General features: G+C 56.6%; 9 protein-coding genes. 4 read left to right on the top strand and 5 right to left on the bottom strand.

Translation table 11 applies throughout. From position 1 onward, the window contains the following. The first annotated feature begins 139 nt into the window (after positions 1-139). The 4 genes from LJD29_RS04075 to LJD29_RS04060 all read left to right on the top strand — a co-directional run bounded on the left by LJD29_RS04075 (position 140) and on the right by LJD29_RS04060 (position 11,301). A complete protein-coding gene (locus LJD29_RS04075) occupies positions 140-1,678 on the top strand; it encodes a type I restriction-modification system subunit M (RefSeq protein WP_446744484.1) in 1,539 nt (512 codons plus the stop codon). Continuing rightward, positions 1,675-2,859 (top strand): restriction endonuclease subunit S, encoded by a 1,185-nt coding sequence (locus LJD29_RS04070; RefSeq protein WP_446744483.1) that lies wholly within the window; start codon positions 1,675-1,677, stop codon positions 2,857-2,859. Before LJD29_RS04075 ends, LJD29_RS04070 begins: the two co-directional genes overlap by 4 nt. Positions 2,860-2,861: 2 nt before the next feature. Continuing rightward, positions 2,862-6,257: a DEAD/DEAH box helicase family protein gene (locus LJD29_RS04065; protein ID WP_446744482.1), complete on the top strand. Its 3,396-nt coding sequence runs from the start codon at positions 2,862-2,864 to the stop codon at positions 6,255-6,257. Between the two features lie 733 nt (positions 6,258-6,990). After that, positions 6,991-11,301, top strand: a complete 4,311-nt coding sequence (locus tag LJD29_RS04060) for a choice-of-anchor Z repeating domain-containing protein (RefSeq protein ID WP_446744481.1) — start codon at positions 6,991-6,993, stop codon at positions 11,299-11,301. Between the two features lie 283 nt (positions 11,302-11,584). Here LJD29_RS04060 and LJD29_RS04055 read toward each other — a convergent pair whose 3' ends face one another. The 5 genes from LJD29_RS04055 to LJD29_RS04035 form a co-directional block, all read right to left on the bottom strand. Continuing rightward, a complete protein-coding gene (locus LJD29_RS04055) occupies positions 11,585-13,018 on the bottom strand; it encodes a dihydrolipoyl dehydrogenase family protein (RefSeq protein WP_446744480.1) in 1,434 nt (477 codons plus the stop codon). A gap of 18 nt (positions 13,019-13,036) precedes the next feature. Next, on the bottom strand, positions 13,037-13,768 hold the full coding sequence (locus tag LJD29_RS04050) for an alpha/beta hydrolase (protein WP_446744479.1): 732 nt from the start codon (positions 13,766-13,768) through the stop codon (positions 13,037-13,039). 42 nt (positions 13,769-13,810) lie between these two features. Beyond that, the gene (locus LJD29_RS04045; protein ID WP_446744478.1) at positions 13,811-14,350 is read right to left on the bottom strand and encodes a DUF417 family protein; all 540 of its coding nucleotides are present in this window, start codon (positions 14,348-14,350) and stop codon (positions 13,811-13,813) included. Positions 14,351-14,832: 482 nt separating this feature from the next. Then, on the bottom strand, positions 14,833-15,750 hold the full coding sequence (locus LJD29_RS04040; protein ID WP_446744477.1) for an MBL fold metallo-hydrolase: 918 nt from the start codon (positions 15,748-15,750) through the stop codon (positions 14,833-14,835). A 312-nt stretch (positions 15,751-16,062) separates the two neighbouring features. After that, positions 16,063-16,935 (bottom strand): helix-turn-helix domain-containing protein, encoded by an 873-nt coding sequence (locus LJD29_RS04035; RefSeq protein WP_446744476.1) that lies wholly within the window; start codon positions 16,933-16,935, stop codon positions 16,063-16,065. Positions 16,936-17,322: the final 387 nt, after the last annotated feature.

Genomic DNA, 17,322 nt, shown 5'->3' with positions numbered 1-17,322 from the left:
TCGTCATTTAGAGGCTAAAACCTTTTGACTCGCGCATCTTTGTTTACTCATCCTCTATCTAGTCTGCCGCATCGAAATCAGGTGGTCAGGCGGGCTCTGGATGCATACCCGGTAACCTTGGTGAGATAGTGGTAATGCAATGCTGACTGGTGAAATCCGCAATCAAATCGACCGTATCTGGGACGCTTTCTGGTCCGGCGGCATCGCCAACCCGGTTGATGTCATCGAGCAGATCACTTACCTGCTCTTCCTCAAGCGCCTCGACGAAATCCAGACCGCTGCCGAGAACAAGGCTCGCAACACAGGCAAGCCGATCGAGCGCGTCATCTTTCCTGAAGGCAACGACCCGAAGGGCGTGCCTTATGAAGACTTCCGCTGGCGCCGCCTGAAGAACGCCTCGGCGCAGGAGATGTATACGCGCTTCACGGACCACATCTTCCCCTGGCTGCGTACGCTCGGCGAGGGCTCGACCTACGCGCACTATATGCGCGACGCCCGCTTCACCATCCCCGAGTCGCTCATCGCCCGCGCCGTCGACCTTATCGACAGCGTGCCCATGGACGACCGCGACACCAAGGGCGACGTCTACGAGTACATGCTGGGCAAGCTGGCTACCTCCGGCACCAACGGCCAGTTCCGGACGCCGCGCCACATCATCCGCCTCATGGTGGAGATGATGGCGCCCAGGCCTGTTCTGGACGAGGTGATGGTGGACCCGGCTGCCGGCACCTGCGGATTCCTGATGGCGGCAGGCGAATATCTGCGCGAGAACCATGCCGGGCTCTTCGCCGATCCGAAGCTGAACAAGCATTTCCATGAAGGCCTCTTTCACGCCTTTGAGAATGACGCGGCCATGCTGCGGATCGGCAGCATGAACATGCTGCTGCACGGCGTCGACAATCCGGATGTCCAGCGCCGCGATGCGCTCTCGCAGGACCACTCGGGCGAGGACGAGAAGTACACGCTGGTGCTTGCCAATCCGCCCTTTGCCGGCTCGCTCGATCACGAGAATGTCGCGAAAGACCTGCAGCAGGTGGTCAAGACCAAGAAGACCGAACTGCTCTTCCTCGCGCTCTTCCTGCGCCTGCTCAAGCCCGGCGGACGCGCCGCCGTCATCGTGCCCGACGGCGTGCTCTTCGGCTCGAGCAAGGCGCACAGGGAACTGCGCCGCATCCTGGTCGAAGACCAGAAGCTCGACGCCGTGGTCTCGCTGCCCTCGGGATCCTTCCGCCCGTATGCCGGCGTCTCCACCGCCATCCTCTGCTTTACCAAGACAAATTCAGGCGGCACCGACCAGGTCTGGTTCTATGACATGGAGGCCGACGGCTGGTCGCTCGACGACAAGCGCCAGGAGCTGCTGCCGTTCGAAAAGCTGGGAGCTGTCCCGAAGCAGCCGCTGACTGAAGCCGAACACGCGAAGAATAACCTGCCCGACGCGCTCGCCCGCTGGAAGCAGCGGGACGCAGCCGAACGCGAGCGCCCGCGCACCGCGCAGAGCTTCAGCGTACCGAAGAGCGAGATCGCCGAAAACAACTACGACCTCAGCCTCAATCGCTACAAGCAGGTGGTCTATGAAGAGGTCGAGCACGTGCCGCCGCAGGTGATCCTGCGCGAGCTGATGGATCTGGAGAAGGAGATTGAAGCCGGGCTGAAAGAGTTGGAGGGGATGCTGCGGTGAAGTGGCCTGTACTACCACTCAAACAACTCGTCGACTTCGATCCAACGCCGCCACGTAAGCAGCTATTAGCTGTGAACCCCGTCGTCGCATTTATGCCTATGGCTTCCGTTGTCTCCGAAAGCTCCGTTGCGACGACAGCACTGGAAAGACCGGCTGCGGAGGTTTTGGCCGGATACACTTATTTCCAAGCTGAAGATGTTCTCGTGGCAAAAATTACGCCGTGTTTCGAGAATGGGAAGATTGCCATTGCGGATATCTCACACGAGTGCGGCTTCGGCACAACTGAGTTCCATGTCATTCGCGTTAAGCCCGCAATTCTCGATGCAAAGTACCTAACGCACTTCCTGCGGCAGCCGTGGATCGTATCAGAAGGTGAACGGAAGATGACTGGGAGTGCAGGGCAGAGACGCGTACCTCGGCACTTTCTCGAAGGACTCGAAACTCCCGTGCCAGCCCTTGAGGAGCAGCGGAGGATCGCGGCGATTCTGGATCAGGCGGAGGCGTTGCGGGCCAAGCGCCGCCAGGCTCTCGCCAAACTCGACACCCTCACCCAATCCCTCTTCCTCGAAATGTTCGGCCGCATTGAGCCCGATACTCGCAGCATGAAGCAAGCGCTTCAAGATATCGTCGACCCGGATCGTCCTATTTGTTACGGCATACTTATGCCGGGAGAACCGCAAGATCAAGGCGTGCAATATGTGCGTGTGGCTGATATGAAGGACGGTGCAGTTGATCTGAGAGGTGTGAGGAAAACGACCGAAGCAATTTCCAATCAATATCGCCGTTCTCTTCTCAAGCGTGGCGATCTCTTGATGTCCATCCGAGGTCATGTTGGCAGACTTGCATCCATCGCCAAAGAACTAGACGGCGCAAACATAACACAAGACTCCGCGAGGCTAGCTATCAGCAAGGCCGATCCTCGATATATCCGAGAGCTGCTCCGAACAGTTCCATATCAAAGATGGATGCAAAAGCACACAAAGGGCGCGGCCGTTTCCGGGCTGAATCTTGGCGATCTGAAGTCCTTACCAGTGCATCTTCCAGATGCCAATTTACAGCGCCGATTTGGTGAGGAGGCTGACATGATTCAATCCCTCCGAAGCCGGTCAATCAAAGCGATAGATGTTTCAAATACCATGTTCGCATCCCTCCAACACAAAGCCTTCCGAGGTGAGCTCTAACCATGTCGACAAACTTCGGTTTCCTCCAGGTGGAGTGGCCGCAGATTTACGAGTCCGCGGTCAAAGCCGAATCGTTTGTGTACCCTGATCCGGCTACGGCCTGTATCCATGCGCGGCGCACGCTGGAGCTGGTGATGCACTGGCTCTTCAAGGCAGACAGCCGTATGCGTCTGCCCTACCAGACCAACCTCAGCGCGATGGTGCATGAAGAGACCTTCGTGAACGTGGCCGGGCAGGATCTGCAGGCCAAGGCGCGGCTCATCATCCAGCACGGCAACAATGCCGCCCACGCCGGCAATCGCCCCGTGACGAAAGAACACGCGCTGGCCGCGGTCCGCGAGCTTTTCCACCTCTCTTTCTGGATGGCGCGCACCTACGCGCGCGGCGCCAAGCCCGTCGACACGATCCATTTCCTGCCCATGCTGCTGCCGACGACCTCGCCCATTCCTCCGGCGACAAAGGCGAAGCTGCAGGAACTCGAAACATCCCTGAGCGAGAAAGACGCGAAGCTCGCCGAACTGCTGACCGGGCAGGCGGCGATGGATGCCGAGCTGCAGCAGCTCCGCGCCGAGATTGCCGAGGCCCGCAAGCGCAACGAGGCTGCGCCCGACACCCACGATTACAACGAGCAGGAGACGCGCGATGCCTTCCTCGACCTGCTGCTGGCCGAGGCCGGCTGGGAGCTGAAGCACAAGCAGGATCGCGAGTACAAGGTCACCGGCATGCCGTCGAACTCCGGCATCGGCTACGTGGATTACGTGCTCTGGGGCAAGGACGGCAAGCCGCTCGGGCTGGTGGAGGCCAAGCGCACGCGCAAGAGTCCGCACACCGGCCAGCAGCAGGCCAAGCTTTATGCCGATTGCCTGGAGGCGCAGTTCGGACAGCGCCCGGTCATCTTCTACACCAACGGCTACGACCATTGGATGTGGGACGATCTCCAGCATCCGCCGCGCCCGGTGAGCGGCTTCTACACGCACGACGAGCTGGAGCTGCTGATCCAGCGCAGGCAGACGCGCAAGCCGCTGGCCGTGGAAGAGATCGATGCTGAAATTGTCGAGCGCTACTACCAGACGCGCGCCATCCGCAAGGTCGCCGAGCGATTTGAGACGGATCGCCAGCGTAAGGCCCTGCTGGTGATGGCCACCGGCGCAGGCAAGACGCGCACCGTGATCGCGTTGTGCGACTTGCTGATGAAGGCCGGATGGGCGAAGCGCGTGCTCTTCCTCGCCGATCGCGTGGCGCTGGTGAAGCAGGCTACAAATGCGTTCAAGGCGTTTCTGCCTTCGTCCTCGCCGGTGAACCTTGTCACCGAAAAGAGCGAGAGCGGCCGCGTGTATATCTCGACCTATCCCACGATGATGGGCCTGATCGATGAGAAGCGCGAGAACGGCACGCGCCGCTTCGGCACCGGACACTTCGACCTCGTGATCGTGGACGAGGCGCATCGCTCGATCTATCAGAAGTACGCGGCTATTTTCGATTACTTCGATTCCTATCTAGTCGGGTTGACCGCAACGCCAAAGGACGAGGTCGATCGCAACACCTATCGCCTGTTCGCGCTCGAGGACGGGGTGCCGACCGATGAGTATTCGCTGGACGACGCCATTAAGGACAAGTTCCTCGTGCCTCCGAAGGCTGTCTCCGTGCCGCTGAAGTTCCAGCGCGAAGGCATCAAGTACAACGAGTTGACCGAAGAGCAGAAAGATCATTGGGACGCACTAGAGTGGGATGACGAAGAAGGCGAAGTGCCCGACGAGGTGAGCGCTGCCGATGTGAACAACTGGCTCTTCAACAAGGACACGGTCGACAAGGTTCTGGCTCATCTCATGACCCACGGAGACAAGGTCGCGGGCGGAGATCGCCTGGGCAAGACCATTATTTTCGCGAAGAATCACCGGCACGCCGAGTTTATCGTGCAGCGCTTTGACGAAAATTATCCGCACTACGCGGGTCACTTTGCCCGCCTGATCGACTTCAGTATCCCTTATGCGCAAAGCCTGATCGATAGCTTTTCGCATTCCGAGAAAAATCCCCACATCGCCGTTTCCGTCGACATGCTGGACACGGGCATAGATGTGCCGGAGGTAGTCAATCTCGTCTTCTTCAAGCTGGTGCGCTCGAAGACGAAGTTCTGGCAGATGGTAGGCCGCGGCACGCGCCTGTGTCCGGAGCTGATGGGACCAGGCAGGGACAAGAAACGTTTCCTGATCTTCGACTTCTGTCAGAATCTCGAGTTTTTCAGCGAAAACCCGGAAACGACCGAGGGATCGACCGCAGACTCACTCAGCAAGAGGTTGTTCGTGAGTCGTCTGGAGCTGATCGCGGCCATGGCATTCCGCTTCATCCACGACACGCCTGAGGCCGTTGAGGCCGAGCATGCTCTGCGTAAAGATCTGGCTGAGCGCCTGCATCGCGAGGTCGCCGCCATGACTATCGAGAACTTTCTCGTGCGTCCGCACCGCAGGCTGGTGGAACAGTTTACGCAACCGGAGGCCTGGGAGGCATTGTCAGAAGAAGATCGCAACGCGCTTGCAAGCCATGTCGCCGGTCTGCCTTCGGCGTTGCCAGCGGAGAGGCCTGAGGCCAAACAGTTTGACCTGATGCTTCTGCAGATGCAACTCAAGCTTTTACGCGGGGAGGCTGGTTTCACGAAGCTCCAGGAGAAGGTACAGGAGATTGCGCGCCTTCTCGAGACGCAGACGGCGATTCCAGCCGTAGCTGCAAAGCTTCCGATGCTGCAAGAGATCCAGACGGCTGCGTTCTGGGAGGGCGCAACGGTTGTGACTCTCGAGACAGTGAGGAAGGGTCTGCGCGACCTGGTCCAGTTCATCGAGCGCCGCAAGCGAGCCCATGTCATCACGGATATCGAAGATCACATCGGCGAAGGGAGCATCATCGATCTTCCGGGAACATCGATCGGAGTAGATATCGAAAAGTTGCGAGAGAAGGCGAGGGTGTTCCTGAAAAAGCACGAGGATGACGCCGCACTCCACAAGCTCAGATTCAACGAGCCGCTGACGCCTGACGACCTTTCCGCACTGGAAGCGATCTTTCTCTCCGAAGGAACGACCAGGGAAGAAATCGATGTTGCCGCTGAAGAGGCGGAGGGTCTCGGGCTCTTCGTGCGGTCCCTTGTAGGCATGGACCGGGAGGCCGCTAAAAGTGCGCTCGCCCGCTTCATTCAGGATCGCCATATGACAGCCAACCAGATTGAGTTTATAGACATGGTGATCAATCATCTTGCTGCACGAGGCTGGATCGAACTTGCAAAGCTCTACGAGAGCCCGTTCACAGATATCCACCCGCACGGGCCGGACGGGTTGTTTCCCGGAGATTCAACCTTGGCGCTCGTATCCGCCCTGGCTCTGGTGCGGCAGAATGCGGCAGCAACAAGTTAAGTTGTCGGGGAGAGGATTTAATCGCGAGCGAATGTACTCGTCGTCCGGCTGAGGATACAAATGGGAATATTCTCCGATGATGCTGAAATAACTCTTGCGTGCAACAGTAGGAATCCCTGGGGGAAACCAAAATAACTTTAAAAAACCAGGTATTTAGAAAAAAAGACACCCAGCTGCCCAAGTTGGGTGGATCGTAAAACGCCTGCTCATCTGCTGGAGCTCCATTAGGATTGGACCGGCCTGCTCGACCGACACGCAGATCTTCCTGAATTCCGGTCGCTCCACGACGCAGACGACCATTTCCCCGACTAGTAGCTTTGAGGGCTTAATATCTATCGGGGTAGTAACAGCGCACGTCTGGCGGAGCGGTGGCGCGTCGGACGCCGAGACCTCGTCTAGTTGCGAAACCAGGTCGGCGGGGATCTGCGGCTGTTCCAGTTTCTCGCGGTTCGTTTCGCCTGGTAGGGAAGCCGCGCCTCTTTTTGGGAGTTCAGCCGAAGTGGGGTCATCGAAACGCGGTATGGTGTTCTGCGATCGGGAACGTCTGCGCCGTTAAGTATGCTCACGGCCAAATTATCCTTAGAAGTTTACATACTGATGGGTTATTGTAAGCACACCCTCACTTGCATTTTGAAGACAAGGTCCCACGGTGAAAATGTGCTCGCAATGGCGGTTAAGTCTGCCTCTGATTTATTTTTCTGCATTGGTTCTAACATCCGGATTTGTTCTCTCCATGAGCGGCTGCGGCGGAACGAGCTCGACAGTTTCTGGAAGCGGCACCACTTCTGGTAGCGGTACCACTCCCGGCCCGGCTGCTTCATCGATCAGCCCGGCGATCGTCACGGCAGGATCCAGCGCCCTGACGCTGACTGTGAATGGCTCAGGATTCGTCAGTGCCAGTGTGGTCCAGGTGAACGGCGCTGCCGAGGCGACCACCTATGTCAGTAGTGATCAATTAACCGCCACGGTTCCGGCAAATCAGTTGCAGAGCGGGGCAGAGTTAGCGGTGGTCGTATCCAACGGACCCGCAGGTAGCGGCTCCAGTTCACCAATCAACCTGGAAGTCGACAATCCGGCGCCGACCCTTACTTCGGTTTCGCCGACGAGTGAACTGATCGATGCTGCCTCACCGGTTGTAACCGTGACTGGCACAGGATTCGTGCCTGCGACTGTCATCCTTGTCAACGGCATTCCCCGGACCACTGCTTTCCAGAATTCTACTCAAGTCAGCGCGCCGCTCAATGCAACGGACGTATCTGCCGCCGGCGCTCTTTCCATAACCGCTGTGAATCCTGCACCGGGCGGAGGCACTTCGACCGCGGTAGCTCTAACGGTGAATAACCCTTCAGTCGGCCCCGTTCAACTGAACCCGTCGACACTTACAATGGGGGCGACCTCTGCAACGACGATCACGGTTACGGGCCAGACGTTCACGCCCACCTCGCAGGTAGAGGTGAATGGCAACACGCGTAGCACCACCTATGTGAATCCAACCACATTGACCTTTGTCGCGACGGTTGCCGATCAGATGAAGTCGGGAACGCTTGCAGTGAGGGTAGTGACTCCGGCACCCGGAGGTGGAACCTCTCCAACGGCCTACCTTACGGTGGGGATAGCGCCCCCCGTGATCGCGTCCGTAACACCGGGTTCTGTTGTGGTGGGATCGGCGGAGACCGCAATTACCATTGCCGGGACCGGCTTCGCTTCAAACGCTGTCCTCACCATCAATGGCAACAAGCTGGCGATAAGCAGCCAAACCGCCACATCGATCACGGCCGTCATTCCAGCGTCCTATCTGGCCCAGGCGGGGAAACTGGCTCTCGTGGTCACAGATCCCACCCCGGTTTCAGTGCAATCGCCCACTTATGCCTTTAACGTTGTCGTCGCAGTTCCTTCCATCGATGCTTTGTCGCCCGTGTCCGCCCCGATCGGCAGCCCGGACTTAACGCTCCAGGTGTCTGGTACAGGCTTCACGGCAGACTCCATCGTGAGCTGGAATACTCGGCCCCTGGCCACCCAGCTCGTTAAGTCGCCCTACGGCGGTGCGACTTTGAGTGCGACAATCCCTGCTGCGTACTTGAGTATGCCAACCATCGGCTCCATTACGGTATCCAACCCAGAAGATGCATCGGCCATTTCGCAATCGCAGGCATTTCCAACCTACTTGGCACTGCCGACGAATAACCTGGCTTACAACTCAAAAGACGGTATGTTGTACGCCTCGGTTCCTGGCTATGCTGGTTCTGGCCTGGGAAATAGTGTCGTTGCTATCAACCCGGGTACCGGCGTCATCGCGCGGACCATTCCAGTGGGGAGCGAGCCGGACAAGCTGAGCATCTCTGACACTGGCACAGAGCTCTTCGTTTCACTGGATGGGGCCGCGGCCATCGAGCAAATCGACCTGACGGGGGCGACACCAAGCCGTCAAATTTCTCTTGGCGAGTATGACCTAGATCAAACGTATAGCTATCCGATCACTGCCGCGAGTGTAGCGGCTCTCCCCGGACAGCCTAATTCGGTCGCCGTATTGCAAAGCGATGCGAAAGTAAACGTCTTTGATTCCGGAATTGCTCGCCAGAGCCCAGGGGTCTTGGATGGTTACTTCAATCAAAACGCTGGAGCACTGAGTTTCGGGCTCTCCGCGGGAACGCTTTACTCCACCACCTTCAGCGATGGTCCCAGCGGGTTGAATGAACTTAGTCTCGATAGCACCGGAATTACCGGAAGCACCACTTTCGTCTCGCCATACTTTGCTTTCTCGTCGCTCCAATATGACGCTGGGTACCTGTATTTGAATGATGGAGCGGTGTTGGATGCAACCACCGGCGCAAAGGCCGGGCAGTTTTACACAAGCGGCACGAACTTGGCCGCAGGCCCCACCGTCTCCGATTCAGGACTGGGACGCGCCTGGGTTCTTCCGCAAAATACACTCACCCCTTCTGACGGCAATCAAATCCTCGCCTTCGACGAGAAAACGTTCCTTCAGACAGGTTCGATCGTGCTGGCTGGCACCAGCGCAAACGGACCTTCTTTTAACGCGATCGACCTTGTTCGCTGGGGGCAAAACGGCCTCGCGTTCAACAATTCCGAGCAGATCTATATTTTGCAATCTCCCGTGGTCAAGGATCTGTCGGCATCTCCTGCTGATCTTTCTGTCGCCGTCAAGGCACCAGCCTCGTCCTCGACAGGGGGCGGTCTTACTTACACAATCACGGTTAAAAATTCCGGACCTGCCACTGCACAGGGAATCAGTCTCAGCGCTACGCTCGCAGACACCATCGCGTATCAGGGCACAGTGTCCTCCGCAGGCAGCTGCAGCGGTACCAGCCAGGTGATCTGCAACCTGGGCAGTCTGGCGAGCGGTCAGACTGCAACCGTCCAGGTCACCGGAACTGTTCTGAATTCAGGATCTGTCGAAAGCACGGCGCTTGTCTCGTCCGGTACTTACGATCCAGTCGAGTCAAACAATGTTGGCACTGCAACCACGACCGTGAGCGGAGCAGACTACTCAGCTGCTCCGACGATGACTTCTGTCTCGCCCTCGCTGATTCTCGCAGGGTCGGATGCGGCCACGCTCACGGTCGATGGAATGGGATTCAACACCCTTTCAGTGGTCCTGTGGAACGGCAACCCGTTGCCTACTACTTATTTGAGTACCACGCAGCTGACTGCAGTCGCGCCGTCCAGCTATCTTGCAACTTTGGGTTGGGGGAAGGTCACTGTATCGACTCCTTCTCCGGGAGGAGGGCAATCGTCTCCATTGATCGTGAGCATTTATCAGTCGGTGAACGTGCCGACAACGGATGTGCTATACGAGCCATTCACCAGAAAGCTCTATGCGACCGTACCTGCCGTTGCGACGAATATTGCCGGAAACAGTCTTGTGCAGATTGATCCGCTCAGCGGTACCGTCAGCACTCCAACGGTCTTGGGCAACGGGCCAGGTGCCATGGCGGAAACGGCAGATGGAAATCTGTTGTATATCGGATTCAGTGGAAACAATACACTCGGCCAACTCAATCTGATGAATCAAGCCGTTACTGCAAGCTTTCCACTTTCGGTTCCTGGCCAGGGAAGCGTGCCGCCTACTGATCTTGCAGTTCAACCCGGGAGTGATACGACACTTGCGATCAACTTCGGCTACTACGGAGCAGGTATCTTCGACATCTCCGGAAACAGCGGTGCCTTTCGACCAAACTTTGGTGCGGGCAACTCTATAGCCTTTGGAGATCAGACTCATCTTTATTCCGAGGGTTCAAATACGGCTGATGAATATCTGCTTCGATATTCGGTCGACACGAATGGTCTCACACTGGTCGACAGTCTAGGTCTAAATGGATTAGGCGGCACCGGCTTTAGCATCGCGCTCGGGCAGGATGGCCTGGTGTATGGAGATAATGGAGGAATCGTCAACCCTACCACTACTCCACCCTCACAGGTTGCTCTGTTGCCGATTACGCCCGGTGCGCCTGGGTATGGACTTTCGGGCGATGCGGTAGCGCCCGACTCCGCGCAAAGGAAAGTGTTTCTGATTGGCCTGAACCAGGCGGGAACTTTCACGGCTTACCTGGAGCGATTCGACACTACGAATTACACGAATGAAGAAAGCTACGAGCTACCCATTCCCAACGGCAGTGGTGAAGAAAGTTACCAATTGCTACGGTGGGGACAGGATGGACTAGCGGTTCGAGCTTTTGATCCCATTGAAGGAAGTTTGGCAGCGTACCAGTTGCTTCTCTTCAAGGGACCGTTCGTTCTGCCGGCGGAGGCGCACTCGAATCCAATACCGGGTCTTGTCAGCGTGGCACCCGCCGCTGTAATCCACAAAAGCGGCAATCAATACTTGACGATTACTGGGAGCGGCTTCATGCCAGGCGCGGTGGTTCTTTGGAATGGAGTTCCACACACCACTACTTATGTCGATGCTACCCATCTCAAATTTGCTGTTTCCGCAGCCGATGTGAATTCGCCACAAACCATTTCACTGACTGTAGAAAACCCCGGATCCGGCGCTTCCACGAACCTGACCCTTCCAATTAATTGATTGGAAGGGTCAGCTGATTCCATCATTGAGCGGTGTGGAGAAGGTTTGCGGAGCCGGATTGTCTCCATGCCCCATGATGCATCATCGCCCAAGCCACTGATCTCCCTGGACTCCGGTGCATTCCGGCGCAGACTCAGACTGCTGGCCCTCTACAAGTGCATTGCCCTGTTTTCGACAGTCGGGCGATCGGTTCGTCAACGCAGTCCGACTTGTAGGTATTACGTACATCAGACTCCGATCCTGTAGAGCTTATGTCGAAGAAGTCCGCCCAATGGTACAGCGGTCACGAGTCACTTCGGGGTCTGTTGACCGTTCTTGGGGCGGAAGAAAACAGCGAGGCTAAGCTTTCGGCAAATGTTGGGTGAGCGATCATCAGATCGCGAAGGGCGGTGTATGGAAGCTTTGCCAGCATCGCTATCTGTACGCAGGTCATAACCTCGCCGGCTCCTTTCCCGAACATGGCGAAGCCCAGAATGTGGTCTGTTCGGGAATCAACCAAGCACTTGATGAAGCCACGAGTCTCCATCACGCTCTGTGCTCGCAGAACCTCCGCCATCGGAATTCTGAAGAGGCGATAATCAATGCCAGTTGCCAAGGCTTCTTTCTCGCTCAGTCCTACCCTTGCAAACTCCGGGTCGGTAAAGAGGCAGAAAGGCACCTGCCTTCCTGTTGTGACATGATTCCCGCCTAACAAGTTGTCATGGACCACTCGAAAGTCATCGACGCTGACGTGGGTAAACTGAGGGCTTCCCGCAACCTCCCCTACCGCCCAAACGCCGGCCGCGGTCGTCTGCAAACGAGAGTCAACCTTGACGAAGCCGCCCTCGGTCAGTTCTATACCTGCCTTTTCGGCATCGATGCCTTTCGTGTTGGGCAGGCGTCCGGCTGCAACTAAGAGATGTGTTCCCTCGATCGATTTGGGTTCCCCGGAGATGTCGACGTTGACTTGAATGGAATCTCCCGAGGTGCCGGAAACGCTCTGGATGTTCGCATTGAGAATCAGTTCGATACCCTCGTCCTTGAGGACCGAATGCAGTCCTTCGACGACATCCTCGTCCTCGCGGTGAAGGACATGGTGATTGTGGTCTATGACCGTCACTTTGCTGCCGAGCCTGCGCATCGCCTGCGCAAATTCCAACCCAACATATCCGGCGCCCAAGATGACAAGATGTTCTGGCGTCTGCTCCAGCTCGAGTGCCTCAACGTGAGTTAGTGGTTTCGCCGAGAGCATGCCTGGGATGCGGCCGTCGACCTTGGCATGAGTTCCGGTTCCGATGATGACGTTCTCTCCTCGCAAGACGCGCGTGGTGCCATCATTTAAGTCGACCTCCAGCGTCTTCGCCGCTATAAACTTCCCTGACCCCATGATCAGTTCCGCACCACTGCCACTATACAAGGCGAGATGCGCGTCGACGAGCCCTTTGACCATCCTTCGCTTGCGATCTGTCACACGCGTCATCTCGATGGAAAAGCAATCGGAGGCAGTCGAGCGGAAGACTCCGACGCGACGTGCGTCGTACACAACTTGAGCCGTATGGATCACATTCTTGCTAGGTAGGCAAGCGACGTTTGGACATGCACCGCCGACGTACTTCCGCTCCACGACCGCGACTTTCTTGCCGCTGCTTGCAAACGTCCATGCTAGTAGCTTCGAGGCCGCCCCACTTCCCAAGATGACGAGGTCGTAGTCTTCGATCTGCGTCTGAGGTTCCACCATGCCTATCCTCCAGGATCTTTATTCGTTTGAGATGGAGTTAGCCGCTTGTTCGATTGCCGCAGCGACAACATCAGGGTGGGAGACAGTAACGGAGTGTGACGAATCAACTTCGAGAACATGGGCATGCGCTCGATCCGCCTCAAACTTCTGCTCATCGACAGGTATGGCGAGATCCTGCAGAGTCCTGATCTGCCAACTCGGCTTGGTCTCCCAGCCGGCCTCCGTTACCTTCTCGTTCAATGCAGCCAGATTCATCGGACGTTGAGTGATGAACATGAGTGCCGCGTCTCTGCCGGGGACATCGGCAGCGACGTTACTGTGGAACTTGTCAGCTTGATAAAGCAGATATGTGCCACTCGTTCCATCAGGAAGCGTGTACTTGACTGGCTCAACCGATGTGGGGAAAGTGCTGCCGGGGTAGCGTTCGAGAAGGTTCGATGCGGCTTCTCCCGGCGCCGGCATGATCGCGGCGGCGTACACAAGGGCTTTCACTTTTGCATCTTCTGCGCCGGCCTGGGTGATCACAGCCCCACCATAGGAGTGAGCCGCCAATACTATGGGACCTTGAATCCTGTTCAAGATGCTCCGCAGGTACGCGGTGTCGACCGCCACCCCAAGTAAGGGATTGCCGAACGCAATGACTGGGAAGCCTTGGCTCTGAAGCCGAGCGATGACGCCATTCCAGATCGACGCATCTTCGAAGGCTCCGTGTACAAGAACGATCGTGGGTTTCTGTACTTGCGATCCCATGGTTAAAGGGTCTCCGTGTTCTTTCTTCGAAAATGCTCTTCGCTACGATGTGGCTTTGGCGTCGTCAGGCATCGACTTACGGCCGTAATAGCTGATGAAGTACAGCGAAACGCCGAAAGAGATCACATCCTTGAAGAGAAACAACCCCAGGTTGTTCATGTAGCGGAATCCCCTCCACGCAATGGTCGCGTCCGGTGTAGAGAGGAGCATAGTGCTGGTGATGAAGAACATCATCGTGGTTATCAGAGCTCCGATAAGGCCAGCCTTCGGGCGGGCATAGCCGATGATGAATAGCAGAGCCGCAGTCCACTCGGTAGCTCCGATCATGTCCGAGCCTAAATAGGGGCCGAGTAGCTTGAACTGCCACCATATCAACGGACTGTTTGACACCAGGGGAATGATGCCCTCAGCCCCGGGCTTGGTCATCTTGAATGCACCAGCCCAAAGAAGCATCACGATCATGCCAATACTCAGCACCCAAAAGGGTAAGTTTTGAAGCGTGACCCAAAGTGATAAGCGAGTGAGCGGGCCACTGGCCGCGAGTTCGCCGCGAGATTCCTGTTGTGTAAAGGCACTACTCATATTCACCTTCTTTATTTGCGCGTTCTTAGCTCACGCGATTTGGTTCAGTTGATCGCCAAGTCAACAAATCTGCTCTTCGATACTCGCAACGCGGAAGAGCACCCGTAACCTCGAATGTGTTCAGCGGCGATTCCGATGCGATGCCGAGTTTAAGATCCGAATCCGCTCAAGCTGCTCTGCCGCAGCTGACAATATCCGCGTCATCCTGCAGGACCTTGAGACCCTGCCCATCCGCGTGAAGATCTCCGTTGGCTACAATGGTTCTTCTCGTGGCACACTTACGAGCGAGTCTGACGAGAGACTCGACCTGTCAGAAAACGCCGGCACGCGGGCATAGGGCTCCTCGACGTGGATGGCTCCCTAATCTTCATTTTGAAGAAAAGAGGCTCGTCACTCGATGTTGCGCTCATGTCCACCTCTGAGCGACTTCGAGATCGAGTTGACATGACCCGACTTACAGCCGTTCCGTTTCACCGATGGGTCTACACGGTCTTGCTTTGCAGGTGACGGTAAGCAGCAGGCACGTTGACGGTCTTGTGCGCCCACTCGAAGAGGCTGTAGTCCCCGTAGTGAGCCATCGCGACTGCATCCTGAGCCTCCTCTGCCGAGCGGCCTTCATCGAGGGCTTTACGTACCGAGCCGTCGAGCTCCCGAAGATAGTTGAGGGGGAAGTCGATATCCGATGGACGCATTGGCTTGCCATGTCCAGGAATGATGGTTGCGTCCGCTGGAAGGAATTGCTTTACGCGACTAAGAGTCTCTATCGCATCATGATGACGGCCTTCCAAGAGCCAGGGAAGAGCGGGCGATGGCGCCTGAATCATATTGCCTACCCAGAGCACTTTTGCATCGGGAGCCCAGACGACGAGATCTCCAGGGGTCTGTGCGAACCCGAGGTGCCGTATTTCTACCGTTCGGCCACCCAGATCGACAGTAATCATCTCAGGCACCACAATATCTGCGCTCCGCGATTGAACGCGTTCTATGCCTTTACCTCTGCCCATGAGTCCTAACATGAAGTTACGATCGTCTTCGAAGTGCTCATCCATATATCGTTTGGTGGCGGGATGTTGAACGATGACCGTGCTTTCCGGGAACACATAATTCCCGTAAGCGTGATCTCCGTGATAACTCGTGTTCACTAGGAAGCGGATGGGCTTGCTCGTTTCCTTTCGCACGAGGCCAATGAGCTGCGATGCGAGGTCGCCGTTGAGCATAGACTCGATCACCAAGACTGCCCGCTCGCCGATCACGAATCCGGCTGTCGTAGCCACGTGATCTTTATCGAACACGTCGTCTGGCAGTACGGCGAATACGCCGGATGCGAGTTCTTTGGAGGTGAGATTTACAAGAGAAGCATCCCACGGTGGTGCGGCTGCTTGGTCGGTTTCGTTCTTCATGATTGCTTCTCCTATCGCACCTGCTGCTGATCTGGCATGTTGGCTAACTCTACTCGACCACTCGAGATTGTTTTGAATACACCGTCCGAGCGTGCTCCTGCTCTTGCCCCATCATTAGTGGGAGACTGCGGCTCTTGTCATGGAGAACACCGTAGTACCGCCGGTTTGCTAGTGGATTGGCTGTATGTACGTTTTGCCACAGGGATTCGAACTAGCTCTCTGGCGATACGCTAAGTGAATCAAACCTGAAGGCGAAAGTATCTCCCAAAGTAACTAAAAATGTTCCAAAACAACTTTGGTGTTGCACAGCCATCAATCAGCTTGGTCAAGCCACCGCCGCGGAGTCGTGCCTGTGATTGTTCGGAAGATTCTGGTGAAGTGACTTTGGTTTGCAAATCCAGCCATCTGAGCAGCTACCGCGATGTTTTCCCTGCGAAGAAGCAGCTCCTGAGCAAGAGCTATCCTTCGTTGCATAAGCCACTGATGCGGTGAAACACCCAAGGACGCCTTAAAGCCCCGGCCGAAGTGAGAACACGATAAATCGACCACTGCCGCCAGTTCGTCCAGGTGCATTTCCCGGGCAAGGTTAGCTTCCATGTAATCCAGGATTCTTTTCAGCATCGGCCGTGAAAGGCCTCTTTGGCTGGATTCCTGTACGGTACGGCTTGCCGTAAAGAAGCTGGCCATAAGGGCTGTAGTCAGGCTCTCGCCGCAAAGCGAAGAGCCACCCGCCGGTGCGTGGCACTCGTCCCAAAGGAGAGCGGCTATTTTACGAACCCGCTCGTCGTAGACCAGGAGAACTGGTTCACTCCATTTGTGTCTGTCAAATTGATCCCCCAGCATGGCTTCCACCGCGGGCAGCTGAAAGCGCGCACGCAGATCGCAAACGAGACTTGTGGAATCACCGAAGCCCCAAATCTCTGCATGGGGTGGGATGTAAAGGGAATGTCCTGCATCATAGCGTGTGCGGGCGAGAGGAGCATTGATTCTCTTCCTTGGCTCGCAGAACCCCGCACCGCCTTGGCGAAGGATGACTGAAACTGTAGCCTGATCCGACGCGAAACTTTGCCACGACTTCTTAGCGAAGATGTTCTGCGTGACGCAGTGGAGATCGACGCCCAGCCATTGCTGTTGCTGGACCGCGAATTGAGCTAAGCCATGCGGCGAGACAAGCTTGAAAGACACCGCTCATTGTATTGCATAGTGATTACGCTCTCGATAACTCGTGTTCCATTTTCGATCGCACCGATCAAAGGGATGCCAAGCATTGGCCTACTTGCTCAACGCTTGAACCTCGAGTACGGCTTCTTTGGTGATCTATAGGTCACACGAGATTGCGCCAACGCACCTTGGAGCCCGAACGCCTCGCCTCTACAGGCAGCACGCATGTTTGGGGACGGACTTAATGTCGTCGTGTGGGTTCTAACAGAGAGTACTTTCAGCGGGAGGTGTTTCCGGCAGGCATGGCTGCTGTGTCAGCCCCAATCAGCGAACTGCCTCGGGCAGAACGCTATCGCACTGGTCTGGAAGCATCGGGAAATAGGCTTCGCAGAAGTGATCGGTTCCGCTTTC

The sequence above is a fragment of the Silvibacterium acidisoli genome (genome assembly GCA_022870745.1).
In the GTDB taxonomy this organism is placed as follows: domain Bacteria; phylum Acidobacteriota; class Terriglobia; order Terriglobales; family Acidobacteriaceae; genus Silvibacterium.
Note: the sequence above shows the minus strand (reverse complement) of the source record. Positions and strands in the feature narration are given on the sequence as shown.

Excerpts from the sequence above, each read along its gene's own strand:
- LJD29_RS04040 (WP_446744477.1), bottom strand. The coding sequence starts at position 15,750 with ATGAAGAACGAAACCGACCAAGCAGCCGCACCACCGTGGGATGCTTCT.
- LJD29_RS04075 (WP_446744484.1), top strand. The coding sequence starts at position 140 with ATGCTGACTGGTGAAATCCGCAATCAAATCGACCGTATCTGGGACGCT.
- LJD29_RS04065 (WP_446744482.1), top strand. The coding sequence starts at position 2,862 with ATGTCGACAAACTTCGGTTTCCTCCAGGTGGAGTGGCCGCAGATTTAC.
- LJD29_RS04045 (WP_446744478.1), bottom strand. The coding sequence starts at position 14,350 with ATGAGTAGTGCCTTTACACAACAGGAATCTCGCGGCGAACTCGCGGCC.
- LJD29_RS04050 (WP_446744479.1), bottom strand. The coding sequence starts at position 13,768 with ATGGGATCGCAAGTACAGAAACCCACGATCGTTCTTGTACACGGAGCC.
- LJD29_RS04060 (WP_446744481.1), top strand. The coding sequence starts at position 6,991 with ATGAGCGGCTGCGGCGGAACGAGCTCGACAGTTTCTGGAAGCGGCACC.
- LJD29_RS04055 (WP_446744480.1), bottom strand. The coding sequence starts at position 13,018 with ATGGTGGAACCTCAGACGCAGATCGAAGACTACGACCTCGTCATCTTG.